The following is a 23,718-nucleotide window of genomic DNA, read 5'->3' on the forward strand; positions in this document are numbered from 1 at the left end:
GTTTTCGTCAGAAAATTTAGATAAAAGTTTAAAATCTAAATAACTGACTATAAGCAACATAAATATTTAATTTCCCCTCTATTTTACTAACATTTATTATTTTTTTTATAAAATTAAATAATTGTAATAGATTTAGTATAATTAAGGGTTGCCAAATTTAAAAGCGTAATCCTTTTATTTAAAGCAGTTTGCAGCGTTTTAAATCGATAATTTACGGAGACATTATCCTTTATTACGGAGACATTATCCAAAAAGGCGGAGACATTATCTTGAATTACGGAGACAATATCCCGGCTTGAGGAAACATTATCCATTTATACGGAGACAATATCCTAAATCGTTTCTATCAGTGCAAAAACCGTTTTAATGTAAGCCTCTCCCTTCACTTCTACATCTATCTTACGTTTTAAATGTTTAGATAATTCCTGATATCCTCTCACTTCATATAATTTTCTCATGATACGTACCTGCTGATCATCAAGTGCACGTTGTCTTCTTAGATATTTTAATGCTCTATCTATCTGTAATTCGTCTAGTGTAGGGAATTTCTGGTCTATTCCTACTGAATTTTGAGTATCGTAAATAACAAAATGATAATGTCCTTCTTTGTAAGAATAATTAAAGCTGATATCATTAAAATTATCTAGATCTGCCTTTACACGAACAAGAAAATCCCTTTCAAATCGGTAGTTTCCTTCATATTTGGTTACCGGAAGAGAAAGCTCTTTCAAAAGTTGAGTATATTCCTTGATAACCCCACCATTCTTGTTAAACTTCACCAACCACATTAAAAACCTCAAAGTATTGCTGGTTGATGTGTTGAACGATAAATCTTTTTTGATGGAGTAATACTGGCTCATATTAAGCATGTGCTGCATTACAGCCTTATCCATCTTGAAGAATATTTGTTTCTTGTTCCAACTCGGTTCAAGGATGAATGGAACAGCCTTGTATCCGTTAATGGTTTCATCTTTCAGACGAAGCCAATTAATATTCGTCATATTTACCAACGCTTCCTGGATAGCAGAGTTTTTCATTTTTCGCTGTGGGTTGATGTCGGCAATAGAAACAGCAAAGTCTACAACGCCCTGGTGTGCCCAGCCTTCGAAATAATCATCAAAAGTCAATTGCTTATCTGTAGCAGTATTGAGAGAAAATTTTGGAGTAATAAACATCGCCTGATCGTCCTTCACTGCAGAAAGAATCATTGTGATGATGCGTTGCTCAATGATAGACGTTTCCTGAGAAATGAGTACTTCTCTGAAATCGTTAGAAATCAAAACCTTTTTACGCTGTTTTGAAGTTAATGTTTCTCGTTTTATTGGTGACTGACCATCTTTTTTACTCATTTGAAAGGCTTTTTTGTTGAATGAGATCTTCGTTGAAATCCTTATTGAAAGGCTGATGAATACGCACAAACTCGTCAAGCTTCCAAATCTTTAAAAGCAAACCTACGAAAAATTGAATGGAATCTTTCGTGTTGCCAATAATGAAGATAAATTTTGTGCTGTTTTGGGATAATGTCTCCGTGAAGTAAGTCATTTCCAAATCTTTATCCTTAAAATTTGTGGGGACTTCATCTAATCTACGGAAAAACTGTTTTAAAATATTAAAGTTTTTTTGTTCTACGGAGACAATATCCAAAATTATAGTCTCTGTTGTCTTTCTTACGTGCTGAATTTCCTTTATAAACGCTGCAACAATATTCAAGTTAAAATATACTCCAGAAACATCACTGTCATTGCCTAGAACAAGCCTAATAAAGGCATTGTTGGTAAAATACTTTTCAATATTCTGAGCTTTGCTAAAACTGAGTTCTCCATTCGATGAGCAATACTGTGTATTCTCTGGATTAAATATTTGAGCGTAACTCATCGCATCAAAAATACTTTCAAAAATGGATAATGTCTCCGTGATTGCGGGTTTTTCAGAAAATGTAAATCCAATGGAGTTTTTTGAATTAGTATCAAACCATTTTTTATTAAAATAATCTCCCTTCCCTGTAAACACCCTGTGGATGCCTACTACTTCGTTTTTAATGTCTTTCACGAAGTATGACAAACTGATAGTATTATCTTTTTTGTAGGTAAATAAAGTACTTTGAAAAACTCCGGAAAGAAAAATATTCTTGTGTAGCTTTCGATAGTGCTCCAGATACTCTAAATGCAGGTTGATTTTTGGGATAATGTCTCCGTTAATCTCATACTGAATAGGTTCGATATCTTCTGAAGCATGAGCAAAATATGTTTTTGAACTACTTATTTTACTCTCAATATCACCCATGCACAAAAATGAGCGTAATTCTTTGTTGATTTCAAGAGCCGAAGCGGAAGTATTATTGAGTATTCTCTTTTTAATAAACTGGATAATGTCTCCGCTATCTTGGTTCATGATTGAATAGTACATCTTCACTCCCGACTTTTCATGTCTGAAAAAACGGATAATGTCTCCGTGCTGATTATTACTTTCAAGAACATAAGCTTTTTTATATTTATCAAAACTGTACAGGCTACCCATTTTGAACAGAAAATACTGTTCAATATCCACTTCCCTCTTTATTCTGTCCCAGTCTAACGTGTAATTCATTTAGAATCTGATTTCGATTTTCTTCCTCTTAGTTTTTCGTCTTCTCTTATGTAATCAGGTCTTGATTGGATTTTGTCTCCGTACTTCTTTTTTAATTTTTGAATACTCTCTTCCAGAAGATCCCAGTCTTTGTAGTACAAATCGCCGCTTACAACCTTGTTGTAAGTAACGTCTTTTATAAAATCGAAATATTCTCCAGGAATATAAACAGTAGTTGTAGTTTCATAAACTTCATCAGAATTACGTTTTCTTCCTCCTTTCTTATTTTTCTCCTGTTCGCGGATCAATTCTGGTCTAGGAATAATATTTTTGTGTGAAGGAATAATTAAATCCATTGCTTCCACAAAAGCTTCAGATTGGTTATAAAAAATCAATCTTTCTTCTGTAGCCTTGTAGAACACCAAATCTTTCAAAAACTCCAGAGAATCAGCCTTTAAAAAGATTGTGAAAGATCTTTTAGTTTGATTAACAGTAATTTGTTTTGCGTAAGATGTTTTGCTAGCCTGAGAAGCTGCAAGTGCTGCTTTTGCTTCTAAAATTTCCTTTTTTACAGGTCTTTTCTTTTCAACTGGTTTCTTTGTTTCAGCTACAACTTCCTTTTCTGCAATTAAAGTTTTCTTTACCTCTTCTTTTACAATCTCCTTCGCCTCAACTATCTCAGGTTTATTTTCAATTTCTTCTTTCTTTTCTTCTGCAACAACGGAGACAATATCCTCTTTTTCATCTTCTACAGGCTTTAACTCCTCCTCTTTTTGCTTTAAAGTTTTAAAGTTTTTAAACAGATTCGCTTTCATACATCTTTATTTTAGATTTAATCTCTTTTACTAAATTCTTATAATCTTCCGCAGCTCTACTGCTAGAATTCACTTGAAAAATATTTTTCCCTTCCTGCTTTGCTTTCTCAATATTCATATCCTGTCGAATATATGTTTTAAAGAAATAGTCTTTCGCTTCCTCTTCTTGCTTAATCATTTCGCTGTACTTTCTAAAGTTTACCGTATTTGTAAGCACTTTGTTAAAGAAAAATCCTAAAAACTCAAGCTTAGGATTGTGCTTTTCCTTTATATTCATAAATGCCGGAAGCAAATTATCAATACCCGCAAAGGAATACTGCTCAGCTTCAATCGGAGACATTACGTAATCAGACGCACACAAAGCCATTTCACCTAATGTCAACTTTTTCATCAAAGGACGAGGTGGACAATCAATAAGAACATGGTCGAAAGGCATTTGCTCTAACAAGTTATTCAAATTTGTTTTCAGCGTATCTCTGCTGTAGTTTTCTTCTTCCTCCAGCAATGCATCTCCGGCAAGAATGTAAACATTAGAACTTCCATGATGCTTCAATCTAAATTCTCCTGTATTGTCTAGGAAATTTTTTACCGTATACGGATAGTCGTCCTCGATACCGTAACCCATCGAAAGGTTTTTTTGACTATCAAAGTCAATCAAAAGAACATTCACTCCTTTTTTCTTAGACAATGCAGCTCCTACGTGAATTGCGGTAGTAGTCTTCCCTACTCCTCCTTTTTGTGTAATAATTGAAATAATCGACATAAACAAATAGTATAGATATTTCAAATTTACACATTAATACAATCATACACAATAAATAAAACAACAAATTATATTAAATAATATATTGCATATATTCATATATTTATTTATATTGTATACTTTAATATTTGTTTACTTAAAATATTTTAACGCTTATTCTTTTACTACGATAACCGCTTGAAAATTATATATCTTAAAATATAAACAATAAATTAAATTTATAAAATATATTATTTCTTACATTTTTAATATTTGATTATTTTAAGTTTTAAATTTTCATGAATTATAAAATATACATAATTTATTCATTTTAAACAATATATTAATTTGTTTATTTATTATATTAAACTATTTTTTTATTTTTTATTGTCTCTTAAAAATAAATTATTATTTTTGCGCCATAGTTAACATCAACAATTGCTATTCTTGTAGCAACCCGTAACGCTGATTAAGTCTGAGTTTCTTCAAACTGCTATTCAAAAAAACTAAAAACCCGAAATGTTTCTTAAGGAACATTAAACTATTATTTAGTCTCACCAAACTAAAGAAATATTAGTATGATTATTGGCACCAACCAAGAGAGAGATATTGCAATTGATATCTTATGTAAATCTTTTTACAACATTTTAGTTCCGAATTCAATCAACTTTGTTGTTAATGAAAATGGAAACCGTTACAAAAAACTCAAAGCTCTGATGACTTACCAAGTTGATTTAAGTCTTCTGTATGGTAGCATTTTTTTTAGCGATGACAAAAAGGGAGTAGTCTTATATCTAGACAATCCACCACAAAGTTTGAAAAGATTCTATCTAGAACTAAAATTAATTTTCAAATGCATCGGTATAAAAAACATTTTCAAGGTTTTAAATCGTGAAAATCTTATTAAAAAAAATCATCCTCAACACACCTATATTCATCTTTGGCTGATGGGAGTTCTTCCTGAAATGCAAGGAAAAGGTATTGGATCGAAGCTAATCTCAGATTCGATGCAAGAGTTCAAAGATGATTTTGTCTTTGTAGAAACTACAACACCGGAAAATTTAGAGTTTTATCAGAAAAACGGATTTACTATTTTCCACGAAACACACCAACTCGACTATCCATTATATTTTTTGAAAAATGTTTAATACAGAAATTTACATCTCAACTTTCATTTACATCGTTCTGTTTGCTATTTTACTATTTATAGGCACCATAAATATCATTCAGAATTGGAAAAAAACAGACCGCACTTATTATTCGAAATACATAGGATTATGGGCTTCAGGATTAGTGTACAATTTAGTTGAAGGCTTACTTCCTGATCCTAATTTTTCAATCGGCATCATGCCTCAAAACATTATCGCATGGACAGTCGGAATATTGGTAGCCTATCACTTTCTTGTATTCTTAAAAACCGAATACAATGTAGAGCTGCATAGGAAAAACATTCCGCTCAACACTATAGGAATGGTTTCTCTGCTTTTATTCGTTTTACTCTTTATTTTACCATACACCATAACGAAGTCGATCGATCAGTCGAGGGTATTTTTCTTGTCCTTCTTTTTAACAGCTCTTTCTGTAGCAAATCTTTTCTTTGTCAATCAACTTTACAAAAGATTAAAAGAGCAGGAAAACATCTATTTAAAAGCTCATTCATTCCATGGAATCTTTGGGTTTTTAGGACTTTTCTCCTTGCCGTTTACAATCTTGATATTTGGAGACAACCAATTCGTCGAACAAAGTTTTTTCTCACTCGGGATTTTTGCAGTATCAATAGATTATTTTCTATATCCTAAAAGAAAAGAGGAATTCAAAAAGGTAATTTCTTTTGATAACCTCACCAACAGAGAAGCTGAAATTTTAAAAATGATGCTGGAAAATCCAGAATTGAAATACGCTCAAATCAGTGACCAGTTAAATATATCTGAAAAAACTCTTTCAACACATCTTTCCAATATTTACAAGAAAACTGATTTGAACAGTAAAAAAGATATTGAGGAATTAAGTGAATGTTTCCGAAAGTCGGTAGTTGCCTAAACTAACGGTGAAATTCACATTTGAAAATCAAATTCAATTACAAAATAAGCAAAACAAATATTGATTGATTTTCAACACATTGTAAAATCTAAGGGTTACCACTTAGCAATATAAGTCCCTATTTAAGTATCCAATTATGTTTGTTTTTCTCTTGACCGCAATATGTTTGCAGCAAAGAAAAACAAATGCAAATTACTGACTTTAGCTTACGAAACTGGATGATTATGATTACCTGTATTGGTATTCTATCATCTTTCGTTTACGTGATATTGAAGTTAAAATCTTATATTGTAATTGCATTTTCGGCTCTAATCTATTTATCATCTCTAGCTTTCATTTATTTAAAAATTGAAAGCTTGCAATTTATTTTCCTTTATCAATTCTCTCCAAGCTTTTTAATAGGTTTAACTATCTTCTTATTACTAAAGCCAGCTCAAAAAGACCCTATTTGGGATATTGAATTTAGAACCAATAAAGGCACAAAAATACTCCGAGGCGTCCAGAGAGGCATTGCAATTTTTGGAGCTGCAGGTTCAGGAAAAACGATTTCGGTTATCTACAATCTTATTCAACACTTTGCCAGAGAGAAATTCTCTGGAATCATCTATGATTTTAAGGATGGTGAACTAACCGAGTTAGCAATACCTGCTTTCGGAAATCAACTTAGAATTGTAGCAGTACATCAACCCGAAATAGGTTATCGAGTTAACCCTATAGATCCAAAATTTCTAAACGGGGAAAAGGATGTCAACGAAATCGTTACGGTCATCATGGATAATCTTATCAGCAGTGGTGTAGGGAAGGGTGATGACTTTTTCAAAGACAGTGCATCTTCTCTTTTATCGAGTGTAATTCTAAAATTTTCATTTACACATCCTGAATACTGTACATTACCTCACATCATTAGCTTTATTTTAGGAATTGATTTTAGTATTAAATCTGGAACAACAGCGTTAACTGGTGAAGAAACTGAAAATAAGTTCGGGAAACTGCATCATTTTTTAACAGATAACGAACGAGTTGCACTTCAAGGTTCGCCATTTATCATGGGGCTTTCATCGGAAAGACAGACGGCTTCAGTAATCTCAACTTTGGCCAATGCTCTTAGAAAAATATCTTTTCCAGAAGCTTTTTGGGCTTTGAGTGGTAATGAAATATCATTCGATATCAATTCAGAAGAAAATCACAGTGTCATATCGATCATTAATGAACCCAAATCAAGTCGTTTTTTAAGTCCTATCAATGCAACAATCATCCACGCTGTCACCAAGCAGATGATGGTAAGAGGTAGAAAACCGTCATTTCTATTGCTGGATGAAGCACCAACGATTAAACTTTTAAATATGGCTCAAATTCCAGCCACTATGCGGAGTTTTGGAGTTGCGGTGGTGTATTGCGCTCAAGATATTGTGCAGGGAACCGTGCAATACGGCAGAGATGGATTCAAAGAAATCATTGCCAACCTTTCTACGCAATTTTTTGGTAAGTCTAATGACCCGGACACATCAAAATTCTACGAATCTTTCTTTGAATTAATCAAACAGAAAACAAAATCTGTTTCTACTAAAGGTGCTATGAGCTTATTCAGCACAGGAGAAACAAGTACAACCATCGGAGAAAAAGAAGTTTCAAAATTCCGCGCGAGTAAATTCAATTCATTGAAAGTAGGAGAGTTCGCTTTTCTATCGGATGGAAATACTGACATCGTAAAAATAAAAACTCCGAAAATCGAAAAAGGTAAAATACCGATACGGAAGAAAATAACCCAGGAAATGCTTGAGAGAAATTTCAACCAAATCATTCAAGAAGCAAAATTATTAATTGATTAAATACAATGAAAAAACCATCACAACAATTTACAACGAAAGCTTTAGTTAGCTTACTATTACTTCAAAATCTTAGTGTAAATGCACAAAGCATTAATTTAAAAGGTCCTGCCCAAAATTTAGCGAATGAATTGAAAGGCGTATTCCCATACATTGCTGTCTGCATTTTTATTGTAGTCATTCTTTCTAATCTAGGGAATTTTGCAAGTCAAAATGGTGATTGGAAAAAAGGTCTTACCAATATTGTGATTTTCGCTGCAGTTCTGGGAGCAATTGTAGGTCTAGTTTCTTACGTAGGAAATCTTCAGGTGTAATGGAAGGAACAAGAAAAAATTTAAAAGGCTACAGACAAAAACCAAGTATCTACGGACTAAATACAGTAGGTTTCATTATTTCAGCTACCATCACAGTCTTATCATTACTTTCTTTTTTGAATGGAATTTCTGTTCAGAAAATCATTGTGATTGCAGCAATCATTGGCTGTACTTACCTCATTTCATTTCTTCTTTCCTCCAACGAATCTATTAACGAATGGCTTTTTGATGAAAAGCTACCCAAAGAATTCAGCGATGACAAATAAGTTATTTTTATATGCAAACGAAAACAAAGTTGTTGGAACCAACGGTGTATTTGCAATGGGTTTCGAACTGGAACTTATTGAAAAATATGCAATGGGTGAAGAAGATTACGAAGCTGTAGATCAACTTTGGAATCGTGCGCTAAAAGATATGCCTCAAGGTTCAATCTTTCTAAAGCAGGATGTTTTTACTGAACAAAACTTGAATACAGGCTCCTACAAAGAAGAAAATTATCTACAGAAAGCTACAAAAGAATATTTTAATGACAAACCATTTCTCAGCCATCAATGCTTTGTGTTTTTCGTTCTTCCACCAGGAAATATTTTAAACACAAATATCACGAATCCTTTTAAACGATTGAATAGAAAGGTGTTTGAAAGTTTTGATGACAGAATTAATCAGTTTGTTACGACTGTGGAACAAATTGTAAATTTCTTAAATACAGGTAAAATTAATGCTGGAAAAGCTTTTAAACTGATTTCCTTCTCTGAAAATGAAATGCTTCAGCATTACGATTTCTATTTTAATAATTTTCAGGCTGAATATACTTCAGACCGCATTCTGAAAGACGATTACTTACAAATTGGAAACAAAAAACTATCCGTTTTGAGTACGAAAGATGAAGAGAAAATGCCGGAATCTTTTAAAGATTTATATGTAGACAAGAACTTTTCAACACCCAAGTTTAAGTTTTTTCAAAACATAGGTGATCTCTTTGGTTTTGAACTAAATTTTGATCACGTCTACAATCAAATTATTTGTTTTGAAGATAATCAGAAAGAACTTTCTAAACTTAGAAATCGCTTAGACTTACTGAAAAAATCTTCTTCTTTTGATCCCAATAATAAAGCTAATGCTAAAAAGTTAACTATTCTCACTGATCAAATTGCAGATGATATAGATTCTGAGAGAATCATCAAAGGGCATTTTAATATTATTTTTTCTGCGGAAAATGAAGTGGACTTGAAAGCCAGACGAAATTTAATTATTGAAAAGTTTAAAAGTGTTGATATTAAGCCTAGACAGCCTATCGGGAATTTTCTAAACTCAATTTTCACAAATTCTTTTTACCTGTTTGCACACTGTCTGTCTGAAAAACAATTGTTTTATGGAAATCTAAGCACTGCAACTTTATTCCTCAACAATTGTTCTCATTACAAAAATGATGAGAAGGGAATTCTTTTCAATTCTAGAATAGGAAATGTTCCTGTGTTAGTAGATCAATGGGATGAAGAAAAAAGATATATGAATGCAAGAAATTTTATGATTTTCGCTCCTACAGGTGGCGGAAAATCATTTACAGCAAATCATATTCTTCGTCATGCTTTTGAAGAAAACGCCAGAATTGTCATTATTGATTTGGGTGAATCTTATCGCAAATTTTCCGCTTTGTACCCTAAAGAAAGTGTTTTTGTGAGATACAAAGAAGGTGAATCTATCGGTATAAATCCATTCGATTTACAAGGCGACACTCTCAGCTCTCAAAAAACATTCGAGCTTGCAGAAATCGTCTTAACCCATTACAAAAGAGATTCTACGGCATCTGAAAATGAAAAAACAGCTTTGCGAAAAATTATTGAGGCTTATTACAGATCTGGGATTGAAAATGCAAGTCTTTTAAATTTCGTAGCTGCGGTGAGAGATACCAAAAATCATATTTTAAATGATCTCAACATTCAAACAGATTTTTTTAACATCGAAGAGTTTCTATTTGCCATGAGCGAGTTTGAAAAAGGAGGTATTTACGACTTTCTCTATAAAACTGAAGACAATTCTGACTTACAGAGAATCAAAGATAAAAAACTCATTGTTTTTGAGCTGGATGAAGTTAAAGACAATCAACTCCTGCTTTCAATTATGCTTCAATTGGTCTCATCCGTAATTCAGGAAACTATTTGGAAAGATAAAAGTACGAAAGGCTACATCTTATTTGATGAAGTTGCAAAGCAATTTAAATTTAAAGGAGTCTTTGAAAAAATTGAATATTTCTACCAAGCCGGACGAAAACAGAATGCTTCAATCGGTATTATCCTTCAATCTATTTCACAACTTCCTGATGAAGGAGAAAAAGGACAGATTGCCAAAACTATTATCGAAAACACGCAAGTTGTTTATGTCCTAAACGCTAAAGATTACAGAGCATTGCAAACCAGATTTGGGATGAGCGAGCACGCTTATCATCAAATGAGTTCTCTGAGTTCAAAATTTGAAGGCAACGAAAAATACTCTGAAGTTTTCATCATGCGCGGAAACCATCACCAGGTTTACCGATTGGAAGTTCCTGAAAAAGTTTTCTGGGCTTATCAAACCGAAGGTGCAAAAAATGAAGAGCTGATGAAGATCTATTCAGCAACTCAGAATATGGAAACTGCAATTAATCAATACATACAATCACAAAATTAAAATTATGAAGAAATTACTTTGCGTATTTGCACTTACTACAAGTCTTTTCGCTTACAGTCAGCTCGCCGTTACCGACGCAACAGCGAATTATACCATGTCTCAGCAATTGGCAAGCTCTGCTAAACAGTTGAAAGAACTACAAGGAACTTACAAGGTCATGAAATCTGGTTATGAAAAATACCAAAAATTGAACGGTTATGTTCAGCAAATGGGACATCTACAGAATATTATCGCCAAACAAAATGAAGCCATCAAAAACGCTAAAAAGATTGTTGAAATAGCTAAAATCAAGAATTTTGATGTAAATGGAGTTACCAGAAGTTTGCAACAAATTTCAGGCTCTGTCAAAACCGTTCAGGCTCTTTTGAAGGAAGGCGTTTTTAAAATGGATGACAGCCAAAGAATCAATTTGCTAGAAAAAGAAACCGAAAAAGTTTCTTCAGCAAATACCGCAATCAAAATCAAACTAGTAAAAATGAGTTACTGATGGATTATTCTTGGTTAACAGATTTAAACAATCTTATTTCATCCAACAGTTTATTTTCTTACACCATCATCGGGGCAAAATCTTTAGCAATGGTTCTTTTGCTATTTAAGATATTTGGAAACTTTCTACAAACCGCAGAAAACCCCGAAATGCCCAAAATAGGAGGGATTATCAGCATTATTGGATACGGATTACTAATCGTTGGAAGTGACTGGGTAGTCAATGTTATCGAAACTATTTTCGCAAATATTGACATTAGCGTTGCAGAACAAAAACCACTGTATGACGACAGTGTAAAAAGATATTTGTTGCAGCTCGATCAGTTGGCGGATGATATGGGACCAATGGATAAAATGTCCTATTACACATCATTAATGCCTTTGTATTTAACTACAGGTTTAATGACTTTCACACAGGAAATATTAGCAGTTTTGGACATAGGTGTAGTCGGAATGTATCTAATACAGAGAGTCTTTCTGTTGCAACTTTTCAAATTTATTTTTCCGTTTGCGATTGCTTTGTCCACAACAAAAGGTTTTGAAGAAATGTTTTCTCGTTGGATAAAAATCTATATCGGTCTATTTGTTTTAGGGATTGCCTACATGGCTATAATCAAATTTACATCAATTATTTACGGATTTATTCAGGATAAAATAGGATTAGATTTTCATACGATAAACTACGACACAGATTTACGTCGTCTGTTTGCTTACACCATTGGAGCTTCACTTATTGCATTTATGGTAAAGCTGGGTCTTTTTGCCCTGGTTACAAAAGAAGTAAGAGGATATTTTAATTAAAAATTTATGACAGAAAAAAATATTGCAGTGGGAAAAAACATCTACACTGACCTCAATAAAAATCGAAGGGCTGTATGGGGAATCCTCATCATAGCAGTTGTTTCAATAATTTCCTTCACCTACTTTTCTCTCGTTGTGTACAGTGACAGTACCAGTAAAATTTATACCATCAATAACCGTGGAGATTTAATACCACTATCGCTAGTTGACGAGCAGAGAGATAAAATAAAAGTGGTTCAGTCTAATGCTGAATATTTTGCCAAACAACTTTACGAACTGGATCAATACAATCTGAAAGATAAAAAAGAAAAACTGCTGTGGCTTATCGACAAACAGCCAACTGCAATCATAAAAGACAAAGAAAGGAAAAATTACTATTCAAATTTTTTAAGTATTAATGGTCTTATTCAAAAAGTTGAAATCGTCCCGGACTCATGGGAGATTACTCAGGTTGAAGATAATCCCTTGGTGAATTTCTCAGTGATTATTAAGAGAATAAATGGCAACAACGAAGAGTTTTTTAAAGCTGATATTAAATTGAGAATGACAAAAGTTCATATCAATTATCCATATAATCCTTTCGGTTATTTGATTATGAATTTCGAAGAATCATTAAGCAGAATAGAAAAACCTTCCGATGAAGAACAGCAAAGCCTCGACAGTCTAAAAATTAATCAACCAAAACCTTCCGTACAGTAATGGAAAAATTAAAACAAATCTGGAAAAGTCAGTCCGAAGATCAACGAAGGAAAATTATTGCGTACACTATTGTTGGATTTTTAGGCTTGGGAATGTTCTCAGCAGTTTACCTGATGAAAAGCGATGATACTGTTCAAAAAGTAGATGAACTTTCAAATCCTGACGCAAAAGCCGGTAAAAACTACAACAGCAGACTAGAAGCCAATCAAATGGACCGCAAGGATTCTAGCAATATCAATATGGCAATCGATGAAATTTTTGGGACAACAAAACCAGAACCAGTGACTGAAGAAAAAGATGAGATCAATTCCGAACTTTATTATGAACCAGACTATTCGTCACCTCAAAGTTCTCAAAGTAATTATTCAGGATCTGGAAGTGGAGGAGGAGCTTCAACACGCAGAAGTTATTATTCAGAATATGAGAAAAACAATGATTCTGAATTTTATGAAGAACCCAAAAATACTTTAAATATTTCTAAGGCAGAAAAACGAGAAACAAACAAAATTTTCAGCGCAAAAAATAATACTGGAGTAGAAGAATTAAGTGAAAACATTTACAAAGAAGAAGAGGTCTCTAACATTCAACAAGAGAGAAAAACCGGACAGATAAAAGCAAGATTGCTGTCTCAAGGCTTCATTAATACAGGAAAATCTATTTCTTTTGTTTTACTTGAAAAAGCAGAAATTAATAAAATAACTGCAAAAAAAGGTCAGATTATCACTGGCGTTGCTCAGGAACAAAATAACCGGTTGTTGGTGAAATTTTCCACCATAAAAATAGAAGGCAAAATTATTCCTGTAGACATGCAGCTTTACGGCTCAGATGGAATGGAAGGTCTTCCCATTTCAGGAATAGAGCAACAATCAACAAGCAGAACATCTTCCATCATCAGCAGTACAATTGGAAGCATTCCTGTAGTCGGTGGTATTGCAAACGATGCTATTCAAAATAACAGCAGCAACCGAAAATCAAACATCAAGTTATCTCCAAACATTTCATGCATCATTTTATATAAAATTTAATATGAAGAAAATCTTAATTATTGCTTTCCTATCAACGATAAGCAAAGCGTATTCACAAACAGAAGCCATTTCAGATTCCCTAGCAGTAGAAACTGTAAGCGCTTCATCAACTGAAAAACATATTGCTATTTCAGAAAAAATTTTGAAGAAAAAAGGCTGGATCAATAACCGAAATTCATTCTACACCAGAGGAATTCTTGGTTTTATTAAAGGAATTTATTCTGGTGACAAAAAAATTTTTGTTTTAACGGAATTTAGAAATAATACAAACATTAATTATGATATAGAAAGTATCTCATTTCTGTCTAATCCTTTGAAAAACAGTGTAAAAAAAATTGAAGCAGACGAAAAAATCTATGTCCCCATTTATCAAACAGAAGCTGAAGTCATCAATAAAAAATCGACTACGAGAATTGTATTTGCTTTTGAAAAATTTACGATTTCAGATGACAAGAACATCATTTTAATAATGAATGAATTAGAAGGCGAAAGAACAATTTCACTTGAAATAAAGCCACAATACATTTCAAAAGCTGAATTTATAAACTAACAAAATGAAAAAAATATTCACAACAACATTATTAGTTTTTGGGATTTTAGCCTTTTCTCAAGGCAGAAGAGCTAATCAGAATTCTTTACAGGCTTCTTACGGAATAATGCCTGATGTTGATAATACGGAGCAAAACTCATTTATGTTTAAAGCCGGTTACTCAAAAGTGATTGGTAAACAAAATTTCTTAGGAAAGACTGAAATATTTTATCAAAAATATGGAGTAGGATATATTGATTCGCAAACCTTGCCCTACCAAAAAATAGGAATATCAGCTCAGGCAGGATGGTCACTAGAAAACTTGTCCCCATTTTTCGTGAATTTTTATCTAGGTGGTTTCGGCGCTCACGAAACAATTAACGGAGGGGAAAACAAGGAAACGCTTTACCAGTCTGAAATCCCTGAGAAGACAAAAGGAATAACCTACGGAATCGCCGGAGGTTTGGAAGCAGAAATAATTGTATACAAAAACATAAGCCTAACGGTCGATTACAATCAATACTATGACTTAAAATCTAAATTTTCAGAAACGAGCTATGGACTATTTGGAGGTTTAAAAATCTATTTAAATTAAAGATGATGAGAGAAAATGAAAAAAAATATGTCAGTTTCATTTGGGTCTCATGTCTCGGATTACTTTCTTCAATTCTGTGGGCAGTTCTGGGGTTCCTCGCTTACGTTTTGTTTACATCAACCATCCTTACCGAAAAAAAAGAAGTTTTGGATTTCTTGCAAAATAGAAGCGTCACCAATACTTTTCTAGGATTAGGATTACTTTTTATCCTTTCTCTAGGCGCAACCTCATTGTTTATTAAAAAAATCAAAAATATTGAAATATGAAAAAAATAGTTCTAATTTTCTGTACGCTGTTCTTCTTAATTAATTGTCAAAATGATCGTGAAATGGAAGAAGCAAACTCTTCTCAGTTTGGATTCACCATTGATCGTGATGAAAATTTTATTGAAAAATCAGTTGGGGAAGTCAATCAACTGAAGTTTAATGTCAATCCAAAATATGATTTTAATGCTTTAGAAACATCATTCAAATTCACCACAAACTTGGAAGGAATACTGAAACTTAATGGGGAAACATTGACTGCCAATCAGAAATACACTTTTAGCTCAAAAGATAATATTTTTGAATACGTGGGTAATGTGTCGGGAAATCATCAACTCAAATTTACAATTGAAAATACCAAAGGTTATACTCAGGAAGAAAATTTTGAACTGAAATATTCCATTTCTGAATTTGCGCTATCATACACAGGTGGAACAGCAAATATCTACCAAGGAGATGAAACAGTTTATACTCACAAAATAGTGCCTACTAACGGAAGTTCACCAGGTTATCAGGTTAGATTCGATTCTTATGATGGAGATATTTTTTATAACGGAGTTGCAGCACAACTTGACCAGTTTTATCCTATTAATAATATCAATAATTTCTCAATTGCTTTAAAAACAAGTACACCGGGGCAAGGAAAATTGTCTTATACCATCAAAAATGCTACAGTTTCAAAACCCTATGAAATTCAGCAGACAGTCACCGCTAGAGAAATTGTAATTGAATCTATGAATTTAAATGCAACCAGCGTATTACAAAATGCAAACCTAAATTTGATTGGTGTCATTAAAAAAACACCGGTAACAAATAATACAACGGTAAAATATAAGACATGGGTAAGTTCGTCCTCCAACAACAATTCATCGGGATTACAAAACACTCAAAATGCATACATCCCTTATTCTTTAGGCGCAAACGGACTTTTCAACTATAATTTTAATGCTTTAGAAGAAGGTAGCTACACTTATAATATTCAGGCACAAGATGAATACGGAAATGAAAGTGCAGTGAAATCCTTCAACATTACTGTCGCACCCAATATAAAATTCATTGGAGCTGTGAATATGGTTCTCGATGCAAGATATAAAATTCAATTTTTGAGTGATGTAAAAACGTATATCAAAGATTTCAAAAGATCTTTTCATGTACAAACAGGAGGAAATTTAACGGTCACAAAAGTTGAGTATGCTTTAAGCTTTACTCATATTGGACAAAACTTCTATTATAATTTTTCAGAAAACGTAACGAATGGAACAAATTCATATGAAGTAACCGACGAAAACTTCGGAATTAGCTTAATCAATATGGGATTTTACAGCAGCAGTATGGTTACAAATCCTTTCTTAACAAACGTAAACTGCATTGTAAAAGCTACGGCATCAGATGGTAGTACGGTAGAAAAAACAATCAGTCCAACCTTCACGGTAGCAATTGGGCTTACTTAAAATAACTATTTGTGATTAGTTTGGTAACGAAGGCTTGGAATTTTTTCTAAGCCTTTGTTTTGTGATAAGATTTATTATGCGGCCGCTTGATATTTGCTCTAAACACCCAAGGTGCAATAGCTTTACTATCTTGCCATAATCCTCTCTTTTGATCGCATGCGGATTTTTGAGCTTCACCAAGACTATTATCATTAGAATACTGAAAATACCACCATCCTAAACCTGCTTTAATAATTTCTCTAGAAAGATACTTTCCCTTAATATAAACTTTTGCAATAGTCCTTCCATATCTGTCGATATCAGTTTCTACAAAAAATATTTCTTTATTAAAAACTAAATCTGCTGTAAACTGCTTAGCATTTTTACCAAATGGCTGCCCTTTCTCGGGACAGTCAACTTCAGCCAGTCTTATGGTTTTTATAATATTTCCAGCTAATAAAACAACAATGGTATCACCATCTTTTATTCCAACCACTCTAGCTTTAGTTTGTGCAATTAGTGAAATGCAAGAAAAAAATAATATAATTAATACAATCTTCTTCATAAAATCCTCTTACATACTGACGCTTTACTTCTAAAGTATTTAAATTACCTTTTTACTTTTTAAAATCGCTCCAAGCTGAAATTGTGTTTTTGCGCCGTATTGTTTTCGTATGGCTGTTAATCTTTTTTCGATCGTACTTATACTGACGTTTATTGCTTTTTCTTTTTGCAGATAAAGTGCTATTTCATTTATTTGCAAGCCTTTATCCAAACATTTCAAAATTTCTAAATCACGATTTTCCACAATTTTATTTTATTGAATAAAAGTATGAATTAAATATTAATGAATTTTACGGTAACCCGCAGTATTTATAATTACATAGTTATTATATTTGATGAAATTAATTCCATGAAAAAAACATTATTAGTTACAGCTGTACTTTTCAGCATTTTTTTTCTTGCCCAAAATTCAAAATTCGTGGGCAACTATTCCACAAAATCTTTAACGGAAATCCAGAAAACGGTTCCTCAGAACGAAAAACATGAATTCTACAAGCAGTATTTCAAAGCAAAAGTGTTTGAAGAAATGAAAGATACTTTTAATTATAAGAGTTATTCTGACCTTGTATTAAGAAAGTTTACAGATTCAATTTTTGCCTTTTATGATGGTGAAACAGTGATTAATAATGACAATGTAATTTATGCACCGAGTATAACTTTGGAGAAACATTTAGAATCTCACAAAAAATACATGGCAAAAGATCCTGAAGAAATGGATAAGTTTCTAGATAGTTTAGGTATTACAAATTTCAAGGATAAAAAAATGAAAGAGCTTTATGAATCTCAAAAGTTACAGATGAAATCTCTTTTACCTAAAGTTGAAAAATCACCCGAGGAATTGAAAAAAGAATACGAAGAAATGATAGCTTTAGAAAAAGAACAGTTTGAAAATGATCCGTCTACAAGTATCGGCTTCAGAAAGATGATTGAAAAACTAGATCAATACTTTGGCCATCAAGATAATGATGATTTTGGATTTTTATTACAGAAAAATCTAAGTCCAAGTTTTGGTTACAATTTATATTTTCCTTATCCTTCGAATGAAGCAAGAGAGGGGTCAGCTTTTGAAAGTGTACCTGGAGAAATACTTACTTATGCAACCGAAACGGGTACCGCAGGTGGTAGAAGTTTTAATAGTTTTATAATTAAGGGGAATAATATTGATCCCATTAGTCCATACCCTACAGACACAAAATTTGACAAGAAATTATCGAAATACGTAGAATCAGGCTGGAGATTTGAGCCGAGATCTGGGTATGGTATAGAAAAGAATGAACTTGGAGAGTATATCATTTCTACAAGTATTTACACTAATGAGGATTATAACACTGCTCCTTCAATGAGCATCGAATATAAAACTAAAGATTTTAAAAGTTTTACGCCTTTAAGAATCGCTAAGAATGATAGTGAGAATCTTGTTTGGAAGGAGATAAGATAAAAAAATGCATAATTTTTAATTTACAAACCCCTGCCGTAAATCGGCAGGGTTGTATTTTACATTTGTAGCACAAAATAGAAATTAACTTAAAATCTCAAATTATGTCAAAATTTTTTTGCAAATGGTGCGGAGCCAAATATTCAAGCGTTTCTTCTTTAACCTCTCTATCTTGCTCAAAAAATCCTGAAGGAAAGAAACACGCACTTTACGAGGGTTCTGAAAAAGCTCAATATACTTGTAAATGCTGTGGAAGCAAATACTCAAGTTTATCGAGTTTAACATCTCTTTCTTGTTCCAAAAGTCCTACAAAGAAACATCAGCCTGCATTATAGATGATGAATTTCACAGCAATAGATTTCGAAACCGCGCAAGGATACCGCCACACGATTTGTCAGGTTGGGCTCGTGCGAGTAGAAGATGGAGTAGTCACCAATGAAGTTAACCTTCTCGTTCAGCCTCCGGATAATTACTATTGGCCTAGGTTTAGTGAGATTCATGGAATCACACCGTTGATGACAAGAAATTCTGCGACTTTCAATCAAATCTGGCATCAGATTGAACCGTTTATTAAAGGACAAACCGTTGTGGCTCACAATGGTTTGTCTTTCGATTTCCCTGTACTGCAGAAGACACTGGAGTATTACGGGATGAATGCTCCAGCGTACGATAAACATTGTACCTATAGAATCTTTAAACAAAATCTGGCTTCACTGTGCGGTCAGTATAATATTTCACTAAATCATCACGATGCTCTGAGCGATGCAAAAGCTTGTGCGGAGTTGTTTTTAATATATTTGAATAACCTAAAATAAAACTTGTGAGTAATCATATATCAATCAAAAGCATAAAAGAGCTTTCAGAGTATAATTTCTTCATCCCCTCCTACCAGCGAGGTTACAGATGGACGGAACGTCAAACAACTGATTTATTAGAAGATATTCTGGAATTTATCAATGAAAAAGATAAAGCTCTTGATGGCTGGTACTGCTTACAGCCTGTTGTGGTAAAAAAGAATCTTAAAACCGATGATAAAAATTTACTAGAAGACTTAAAAAAAGTTCTTCATTTTGAAACTGATGAACAGGCTTACTCTGAAACAAAAAAAATTCTTGATGAGTATGACCACTATAAGTATTGGGAAGTAATTGATGGACAACAGAGGCTTACAACATTATTCCTAATTTTAAATTACTTGAAGGACGATAATGAAAACCATTATTCTATAAATTACGAAACTAGGGATGATAGTCGTAAATTTCTTGAAGGAATAAGGGGCAAAACTTTTGAAGAATCTGAGGAAAATATTGACTATTATCACATATTTAATTCCTATTCAACGGTTAAGAATTGGTTCAAGGAAAAGAGTGATATCAAAAATATCTTTTTAGATACTCTACTAAAAAAAGTAAAAGTCATATGGTTCGAAGCTTCCGGCGATTCAATAGATATTTTTACAAGAATCAACAGTGGTAAAATTCCTTTAACAAATGCAGAACTTATAAAAGCTCTTTTTTTAAACAGCTCAAATTTCAAAACTGTAGAGGGACAAGTTGATGCCGTCAAATTAAGGTTAAAACAGCTCGAAATTGCTTCAGAATGGGACAGAATTGAGTATGCATTACAAAATGATTCTTTTTGGCTTTTTGTCAACAAAGCAGAAAACAAATTGGCAACAAGAATTGAGTTTATATTTGATTTAATTTTTACAATAGCGCATGAGAAAGACAATGAAGCTCTAGAAAGAAAAAGATTGAATATTAGATCTGAAGATCAGATAAGAGAAAGAAAGACGAATGGGTATTTGACAATTTCTGAAAAATTTGGAAATGATGATTATTCAACCTTTCGCTTTTTTGCAGAAAAATTTAAGACAGCGGAACAAAACACAATTGAAGAAAACTGGAAACAAGTCAAGAATTACTTCCAAATCTTGGAGGAATGGTATAATGATAGAGAATTATATCATAAGGTTGGATATTTAGTTACTATTGGTGTTTCGCTAAGAACACTTTTAAATATAAAAGAAAGTGAAAGTAAGTCTAAATTTCTTAACCTCCTTAACAATAAAATTTCTGAAAAACTTGAGAAGATTGACTTTGAAAAATTAGAATACAACGGATATTTCATTCGGGAAATACTTTTACTCCACAACATTCAAACAATGCTCAACAATACAGATGAATCTTCTCGTTTTCCTTTCGATCGATTTAAAAAAGAATTTTGGGATGTTGAACATATCCATGCTATAGCTACTGAAGTTAAAGTAAAAAAAGAAGATCAGGTTAGTTGGCTACAAAATAATTTTAGAAAAGGTCACGACGAGGAACAAAATGAAAGTTTAGCAAAATTTTCAGAATCTGTTGATGATTATTCATTTCAAAAAATAATTGATTACATTTTGGGTGAAGAAGATAATTCAATCTCAAATCTATGTTTACTCGACAGAGGAACAAATCGCTCTTATAAAAATGATGGTTTCAAAGAAAAAAGAAGAAAATTAATTGAACGAGAAATACAAGGAACTTTTATTCCTATCTGTACAAAAAATACATTTATGAAATACTATTCTTCAAACGTAAGTGATTTAGAACTTTGGAATGAAAATGATAAAATGGCTTACTCCGAAAAAATTAAAGAAGTGATAAAACAATATTCAACCAAATTAGAAAAAGTAGGAAATGAGCAATAATTCAAAACAGTTAACTTTCAATGACCTCTTGAATCACTATACTGTTGAGATTCCAATTATACAAAGAGATTATGCGCAAGGAAGAGATGGAAAAGAAGAATTGAGAAAAAGCTTTCTAAGTTCATTATATTTGGCAACCACAAAAAATGAAAAATTAGAATTAGATTTTGTTTACGGAGATCTGCGAGATGGTATTTTAAAACCTTTAGACGGGCAGCAAAGATTAACAACATTATTTCTTTTGTATTGGTATGCTTTTACAAAAAATCCATCATCATCCAACATAGAAAAAACATTTTTTAAATTTACCTACGAAACCAGAACCAGCTCTAGAGAATTTTGTAAAGAATTGGTAGACAAAGGTATTGTTTATGATGAGTCCAAGTCCATATCAGAGGTAATTGTTGATAGTTCTTGGTTTTTTCGTTCTTGGAAAAAAGATCCAACAATTCAATCGATGCTAACAATGCTAGATGCAATTCATGAAAAATTCAAAAATGAAGATGGAAATCTATGGAATAAACTTAACAATATTACTTTTCACTTTATAGAACTTCAGGATTTTGGACTTTCAGACGATCTATATATTAAGATGAACGCGAGAGGAAAACCTCTGACCGATTTTGAAAATTTTAAAGCAAAGTTCGAGCAATATATTAATAAGATAATCTATAAAAATGATGATCAAGGAAACATTATTTTTGAAAATGGGGAAGAAATTTTAGAAAAGGATAATTGGGAAAAGAACATCGCACAGTTTGAAACTTTTGCTTTTAAACTAGATACTATTTGGACTGATTTATTTTGGAATTACCGTACGAATAAAGAACAGATATTTGATGAACAATTTTTAAATTTCTTCAAAACATTTGCTCTTTTAAATTATACGCTTAAAGCCAATAGAAAAGATGAAAATTTTAGAGCAAATGTTGATTTGTTAAGAGGTAATGACAATATTTCATTTAACATGTTTTTGGAACTTGATTGTATTAATGTCGAATATTTTGCAACAGTTAAAGCTGTTTTAAACCAAATTGCTTGTAAAAATGGATTGGTTACTTATCTTGATACTATCAATTACATAGACGAAAATAATATATTTAAAGGCATTATTAAACTTTCAGAAACCAAGGAAAATCAAAATTTAATATTAAATGAATTATCTTATCCTGATTTAGTAATTGCATTTGGATATTACAAATATCTGGCTATTGAAAAAATTGTTGTACTTGAAAATCTAAATAATTGGATGCGTGTAGTTCGTAATCTTGTTGAAGGAACTAGACCATATTTATTCAACAACGCAAATGAATTTGCAAATGCCCTTAGATCAATTGATAACTTGCTTGAACACAGAAATTCAATTCTTGAATATCTTGAGACATCCGAAAATGACTCTCTTTCTGGTTTTACTAAAGAACAAGTAGTAGAGGAAAAACTTAAAGCGCAATTAATCTTAAAAAATACTGATTGGAAAGGTGCAATTTTAAAAATCGAAAGTCATCCCTATTTTAATGGACAAATAGGTTTTTTATTACATTGGTGTAAAGATTTAAATGGCATACATGATCTTGAGAAGTTTGAAGCATACACAGAAAAGTGCAAAATAATTTTTAGTTACAGTGGCTTAATCGAATTTAACAATTTTCTTTTTGAAAGAGCATTGCTAACGTTTGGTGATTATTTACTTAGCAAAGGTCAGAATTATAGCTTTTTAATTAATTATGATCGTGACATTAGCTGGAAAAGATTGCTTAGAGATAATACTGATAAGCGAGAATTTTTAAAGAATTTGATTGACAATATTAATCCAAATACTATAGAACAAGATTTAATAAACTTGATAAATAAATTCTCTGACAATAACGATTGGCGATATTATTTTATTAAGGATCCAGACATTATTTTACAATGTGGAAATCAAAAATTAATTAGATGGTTCTCAGAAAATAATATTTTACTTTTAAGTTCAACGACAACTAGTGGCTATCACAAAGAATATTATTCCTACTCACTATTTCTTGAAATCAAAAAAGATAATGAAGATTTAGAAATTATATATCAACCACAAAAATCGGTAGAATATTGGAAGTTTTTTAGAGTTAAAAACTTGTGTATAGCATTTAATCAGGAAAAAAAACAATATGTGAGCATCGATGAAATGGAGAAAGTAGTTTTACAATATTTTGATAATAGAAAAATGATTGAAGAGCTAATCTACAATTAAGTG

At 32.3% G+C, this 23,718-nt stretch carries 25 protein-coding genes; 19 read left to right on the forward strand and 6 right to left on the reverse strand.

Annotation, left to right across the window (positions count from 1 at the left end; genetic code table 11):
* Window positions 1-332: 332 nt before the first annotated feature.
* The 4 genes from B5X64_RS15480 to B5X64_RS15495 are packed head-to-tail and all read right to left on the reverse strand — an operon-like array spanning window position 333 to window position 4,143.
* Window positions 333-1,349: a replication initiation protein gene (locus B5X64_RS15480; RefSeq protein ID WP_079466092.1), complete on the reverse strand. Its 1,017-nt coding sequence runs from the start codon at window positions 1,347-1,349 to the stop codon at window positions 333-335.
* A complete protein-coding gene (locus tag B5X64_RS15485) occupies window positions 1,342-2,586 on the reverse strand; it encodes a toprim domain-containing protein (RefSeq protein ID WP_079466093.1) in 1,245 nt (414 codons plus the stop codon). Before B5X64_RS15485 ends, B5X64_RS15480 begins: the two co-directional genes overlap by 8 nt.
* The gene (locus B5X64_RS15490; protein WP_079466094.1) at window positions 2,583-3,380 is read right to left on the reverse strand and encodes a hypothetical protein; all 798 of its coding nucleotides are present in this window, start codon (window positions 3,378-3,380) and stop codon (window positions 2,583-2,585) included. The genes B5X64_RS15485 and B5X64_RS15490 overlap by 4 nt, the downstream gene beginning before the upstream one ends.
* Window positions 3,361-4,143, reverse strand: a complete 783-nt coding sequence (locus tag B5X64_RS15495; protein WP_079466095.1) for a ParA family protein — start codon at window positions 4,141-4,143, stop codon at window positions 3,361-3,363. Before B5X64_RS15495 ends, B5X64_RS15490 begins: the two co-directional genes overlap by 20 nt.
* A gap of 557 nt (window positions 4,144-4,700) precedes the next feature.
* On the opposite strand from B5X64_RS15495, the gene B5X64_RS15500 reads away from it, so the two are divergent.
* The 14 genes from B5X64_RS15500 to B5X64_RS15565 all read left to right on the forward strand — a co-directional run bounded on the left by B5X64_RS15500 (window position 4,701) and on the right by B5X64_RS15565 (window position 16,818).
* Window positions 4,701-5,270, forward strand: a complete 570-nt coding sequence (locus tag B5X64_RS15500) for a GNAT family N-acetyltransferase (RefSeq protein ID WP_079466096.1) — start codon at window positions 4,701-4,703, stop codon at window positions 5,268-5,270.
* Complete coding sequence (locus B5X64_RS15505) at window positions 5,263-6,162, forward strand: helix-turn-helix domain-containing protein (protein ID WP_079466097.1); 900 nt, start codon at window positions 5,263-5,265, stop codon at window positions 6,160-6,162. Before B5X64_RS15500 ends, B5X64_RS15505 begins: the two co-directional genes overlap by 8 nt.
* A 356-nt stretch (window positions 6,163-6,518) precedes the next feature.
* A complete protein-coding gene (locus B5X64_RS15510; RefSeq protein WP_164463482.1) occupies window positions 6,519-7,991 on the forward strand; it encodes a type IV secretory system conjugative DNA transfer family protein in 1,473 nt (490 codons plus the stop codon).
* Between the two features lie 5 nt (window positions 7,992-7,996).
* Window positions 7,997-8,302, forward strand: coding sequence for a hypothetical protein (locus tag B5X64_RS15515; RefSeq protein WP_079466099.1), 306 nt, complete (start codon window positions 7,997-7,999; stop codon window positions 8,300-8,302).
* Window positions 8,302-8,568: a hypothetical protein gene (locus B5X64_RS15520; RefSeq protein WP_079466100.1), complete on the forward strand. Its 267-nt coding sequence runs from the start codon at window positions 8,302-8,304 to the stop codon at window positions 8,566-8,568. The genes B5X64_RS15515 and B5X64_RS15520 overlap by 1 nt, the downstream gene beginning before the upstream one ends.
* A complete protein-coding gene (locus B5X64_RS15525) occupies window positions 8,558-10,969 on the forward strand; it encodes a TraG/VirB4 family ATPase (protein WP_167370498.1) in 2,412 nt (803 codons plus the stop codon). The genes B5X64_RS15520 and B5X64_RS15525 overlap by 11 nt, the downstream gene beginning before the upstream one ends.
* 4 nt (window positions 10,970-10,973) lie before the next feature.
* On the forward strand, window positions 10,974-11,456 hold the full coding sequence (locus tag B5X64_RS15530) for a hypothetical protein (protein WP_079466102.1): 483 nt from the start codon (window positions 10,974-10,976) through the stop codon (window positions 11,454-11,456).
* A complete protein-coding gene (locus tag B5X64_RS15535; RefSeq protein ID WP_079466103.1) occupies window positions 11,456-12,256 on the forward strand; it encodes a hypothetical protein in 801 nt (266 codons plus the stop codon). The genes B5X64_RS15530 and B5X64_RS15535 overlap by 1 nt, the downstream gene beginning before the upstream one ends.
* 6 nt (window positions 12,257-12,262) lie before the next feature.
* Window positions 12,263-12,955: a hypothetical protein gene (locus B5X64_RS15540; RefSeq protein WP_079466104.1), complete on the forward strand. Its 693-nt coding sequence runs from the start codon at window positions 12,263-12,265 to the stop codon at window positions 12,953-12,955.
* Complete coding sequence (traM, locus tag B5X64_RS15545) at window positions 12,955-13,980, forward strand: conjugative transposon protein TraM (protein WP_079466105.1); 1,026 nt, start codon at window positions 12,955-12,957, stop codon at window positions 13,978-13,980. The genes B5X64_RS15540 and traM overlap by 1 nt, the downstream gene beginning before the upstream one ends.
* Window position 13,981: 1 nt before the next feature.
* Window positions 13,982-14,530, forward strand: a complete 549-nt coding sequence (locus B5X64_RS15550; protein WP_164463481.1) for a DUF4138 domain-containing protein — start codon at window positions 13,982-13,984, stop codon at window positions 14,528-14,530.
* Window positions 14,531-14,534: 4 nt separating this feature from the next.
* Window positions 14,535-15,104: a hypothetical protein gene (locus B5X64_RS15555; RefSeq protein ID WP_079466107.1), complete on the forward strand. Its 570-nt coding sequence runs from the start codon at window positions 14,535-14,537 to the stop codon at window positions 15,102-15,104.
* 5 nt (window positions 15,105-15,109) lie between these two features.
* Window positions 15,110-15,370 carry a hypothetical protein gene (locus tag B5X64_RS15560; RefSeq protein ID WP_123921078.1) on the forward strand — a complete coding sequence of 87 codons (261 nt, stop codon included), beginning with the start codon at window positions 15,110-15,112 and terminating at the stop codon, window positions 15,368-15,370.
* Window positions 15,367-16,818: an Ig-like domain-containing protein gene (locus B5X64_RS15565; protein WP_079466109.1), complete on the forward strand. Its 1,452-nt coding sequence runs from the start codon at window positions 15,367-15,369 to the stop codon at window positions 16,816-16,818. Before B5X64_RS15560 ends, B5X64_RS15565 begins: the two co-directional genes overlap by 4 nt.
* 46 nt (window positions 16,819-16,864) lie before the next feature.
* Here the strand turns inward: B5X64_RS15565 and B5X64_RS15570 are convergent, their stop codons facing one another.
* Both B5X64_RS15570 and B5X64_RS15575 read right to left on the reverse strand, forming a co-directional pair.
* Window positions 16,865-17,362, reverse strand: a complete 498-nt coding sequence (locus tag B5X64_RS15570; RefSeq protein ID WP_079466110.1) for a thermonuclease family protein — start codon at window positions 17,360-17,362, stop codon at window positions 16,865-16,867.
* 39 nt (window positions 17,363-17,401) lie between these two features.
* Window positions 17,402-17,605 (reverse strand): helix-turn-helix transcriptional regulator, encoded by a 204-nt coding sequence (locus tag B5X64_RS15575; protein ID WP_079466111.1) that lies wholly within the window; start codon window positions 17,603-17,605, stop codon window positions 17,402-17,404.
* Window positions 17,606-17,710: 105 nt separating this feature from the next.
* Here B5X64_RS15575 and B5X64_RS15580 point away from each other — a divergent pair, with 105 nt between their 5' ends.
* The 5 genes from B5X64_RS15580 (at window position 17,711) to B5X64_RS15600 (ending at window position 23,715) form a co-directional block, all read left to right on the forward strand.
* Window positions 17,711-18,799 carry a hypothetical protein gene (locus tag B5X64_RS15580; protein ID WP_079466112.1) on the forward strand — a complete coding sequence of 363 codons (1,089 nt, stop codon included), beginning with the start codon at window positions 17,711-17,713 and terminating at the stop codon, window positions 18,797-18,799.
* Window positions 18,800-18,900: 101 nt separating this feature from the next.
* Complete coding sequence (locus B5X64_RS15585) at window positions 18,901-19,131, forward strand: hypothetical protein (protein ID WP_079466113.1); 231 nt, start codon at window positions 18,901-18,903, stop codon at window positions 19,129-19,131.
* Window positions 19,132-19,611, forward strand: a complete 480-nt coding sequence (locus B5X64_RS15590; RefSeq protein ID WP_079466114.1) for a 3'-5' exonuclease — start codon at window positions 19,132-19,134, stop codon at window positions 19,609-19,611.
* A 5-nt stretch (window positions 19,612-19,616) separates the two neighbouring features.
* Window positions 19,617-21,488: a DUF262 domain-containing protein gene (locus B5X64_RS15595; RefSeq protein ID WP_164463480.1), complete on the forward strand. Its 1,872-nt coding sequence runs from the start codon at window positions 19,617-19,619 to the stop codon at window positions 21,486-21,488.
* Complete coding sequence (locus B5X64_RS15600) at window positions 21,478-23,715, forward strand: DUF262 domain-containing protein (RefSeq protein WP_079466116.1); 2,238 nt, start codon at window positions 21,478-21,480, stop codon at window positions 23,713-23,715. Before B5X64_RS15595 ends, B5X64_RS15600 begins: the two co-directional genes overlap by 11 nt.
* Window positions 23,716-23,718 lie beyond the last annotated feature (3 nt).

Source organism: Chryseobacterium balustinum (assembly GCF_900168205.1).
Lineage (GTDB): Bacteria > Bacteroidota > Bacteroidia > Flavobacteriales > Weeksellaceae > Chryseobacterium > Chryseobacterium balustinum.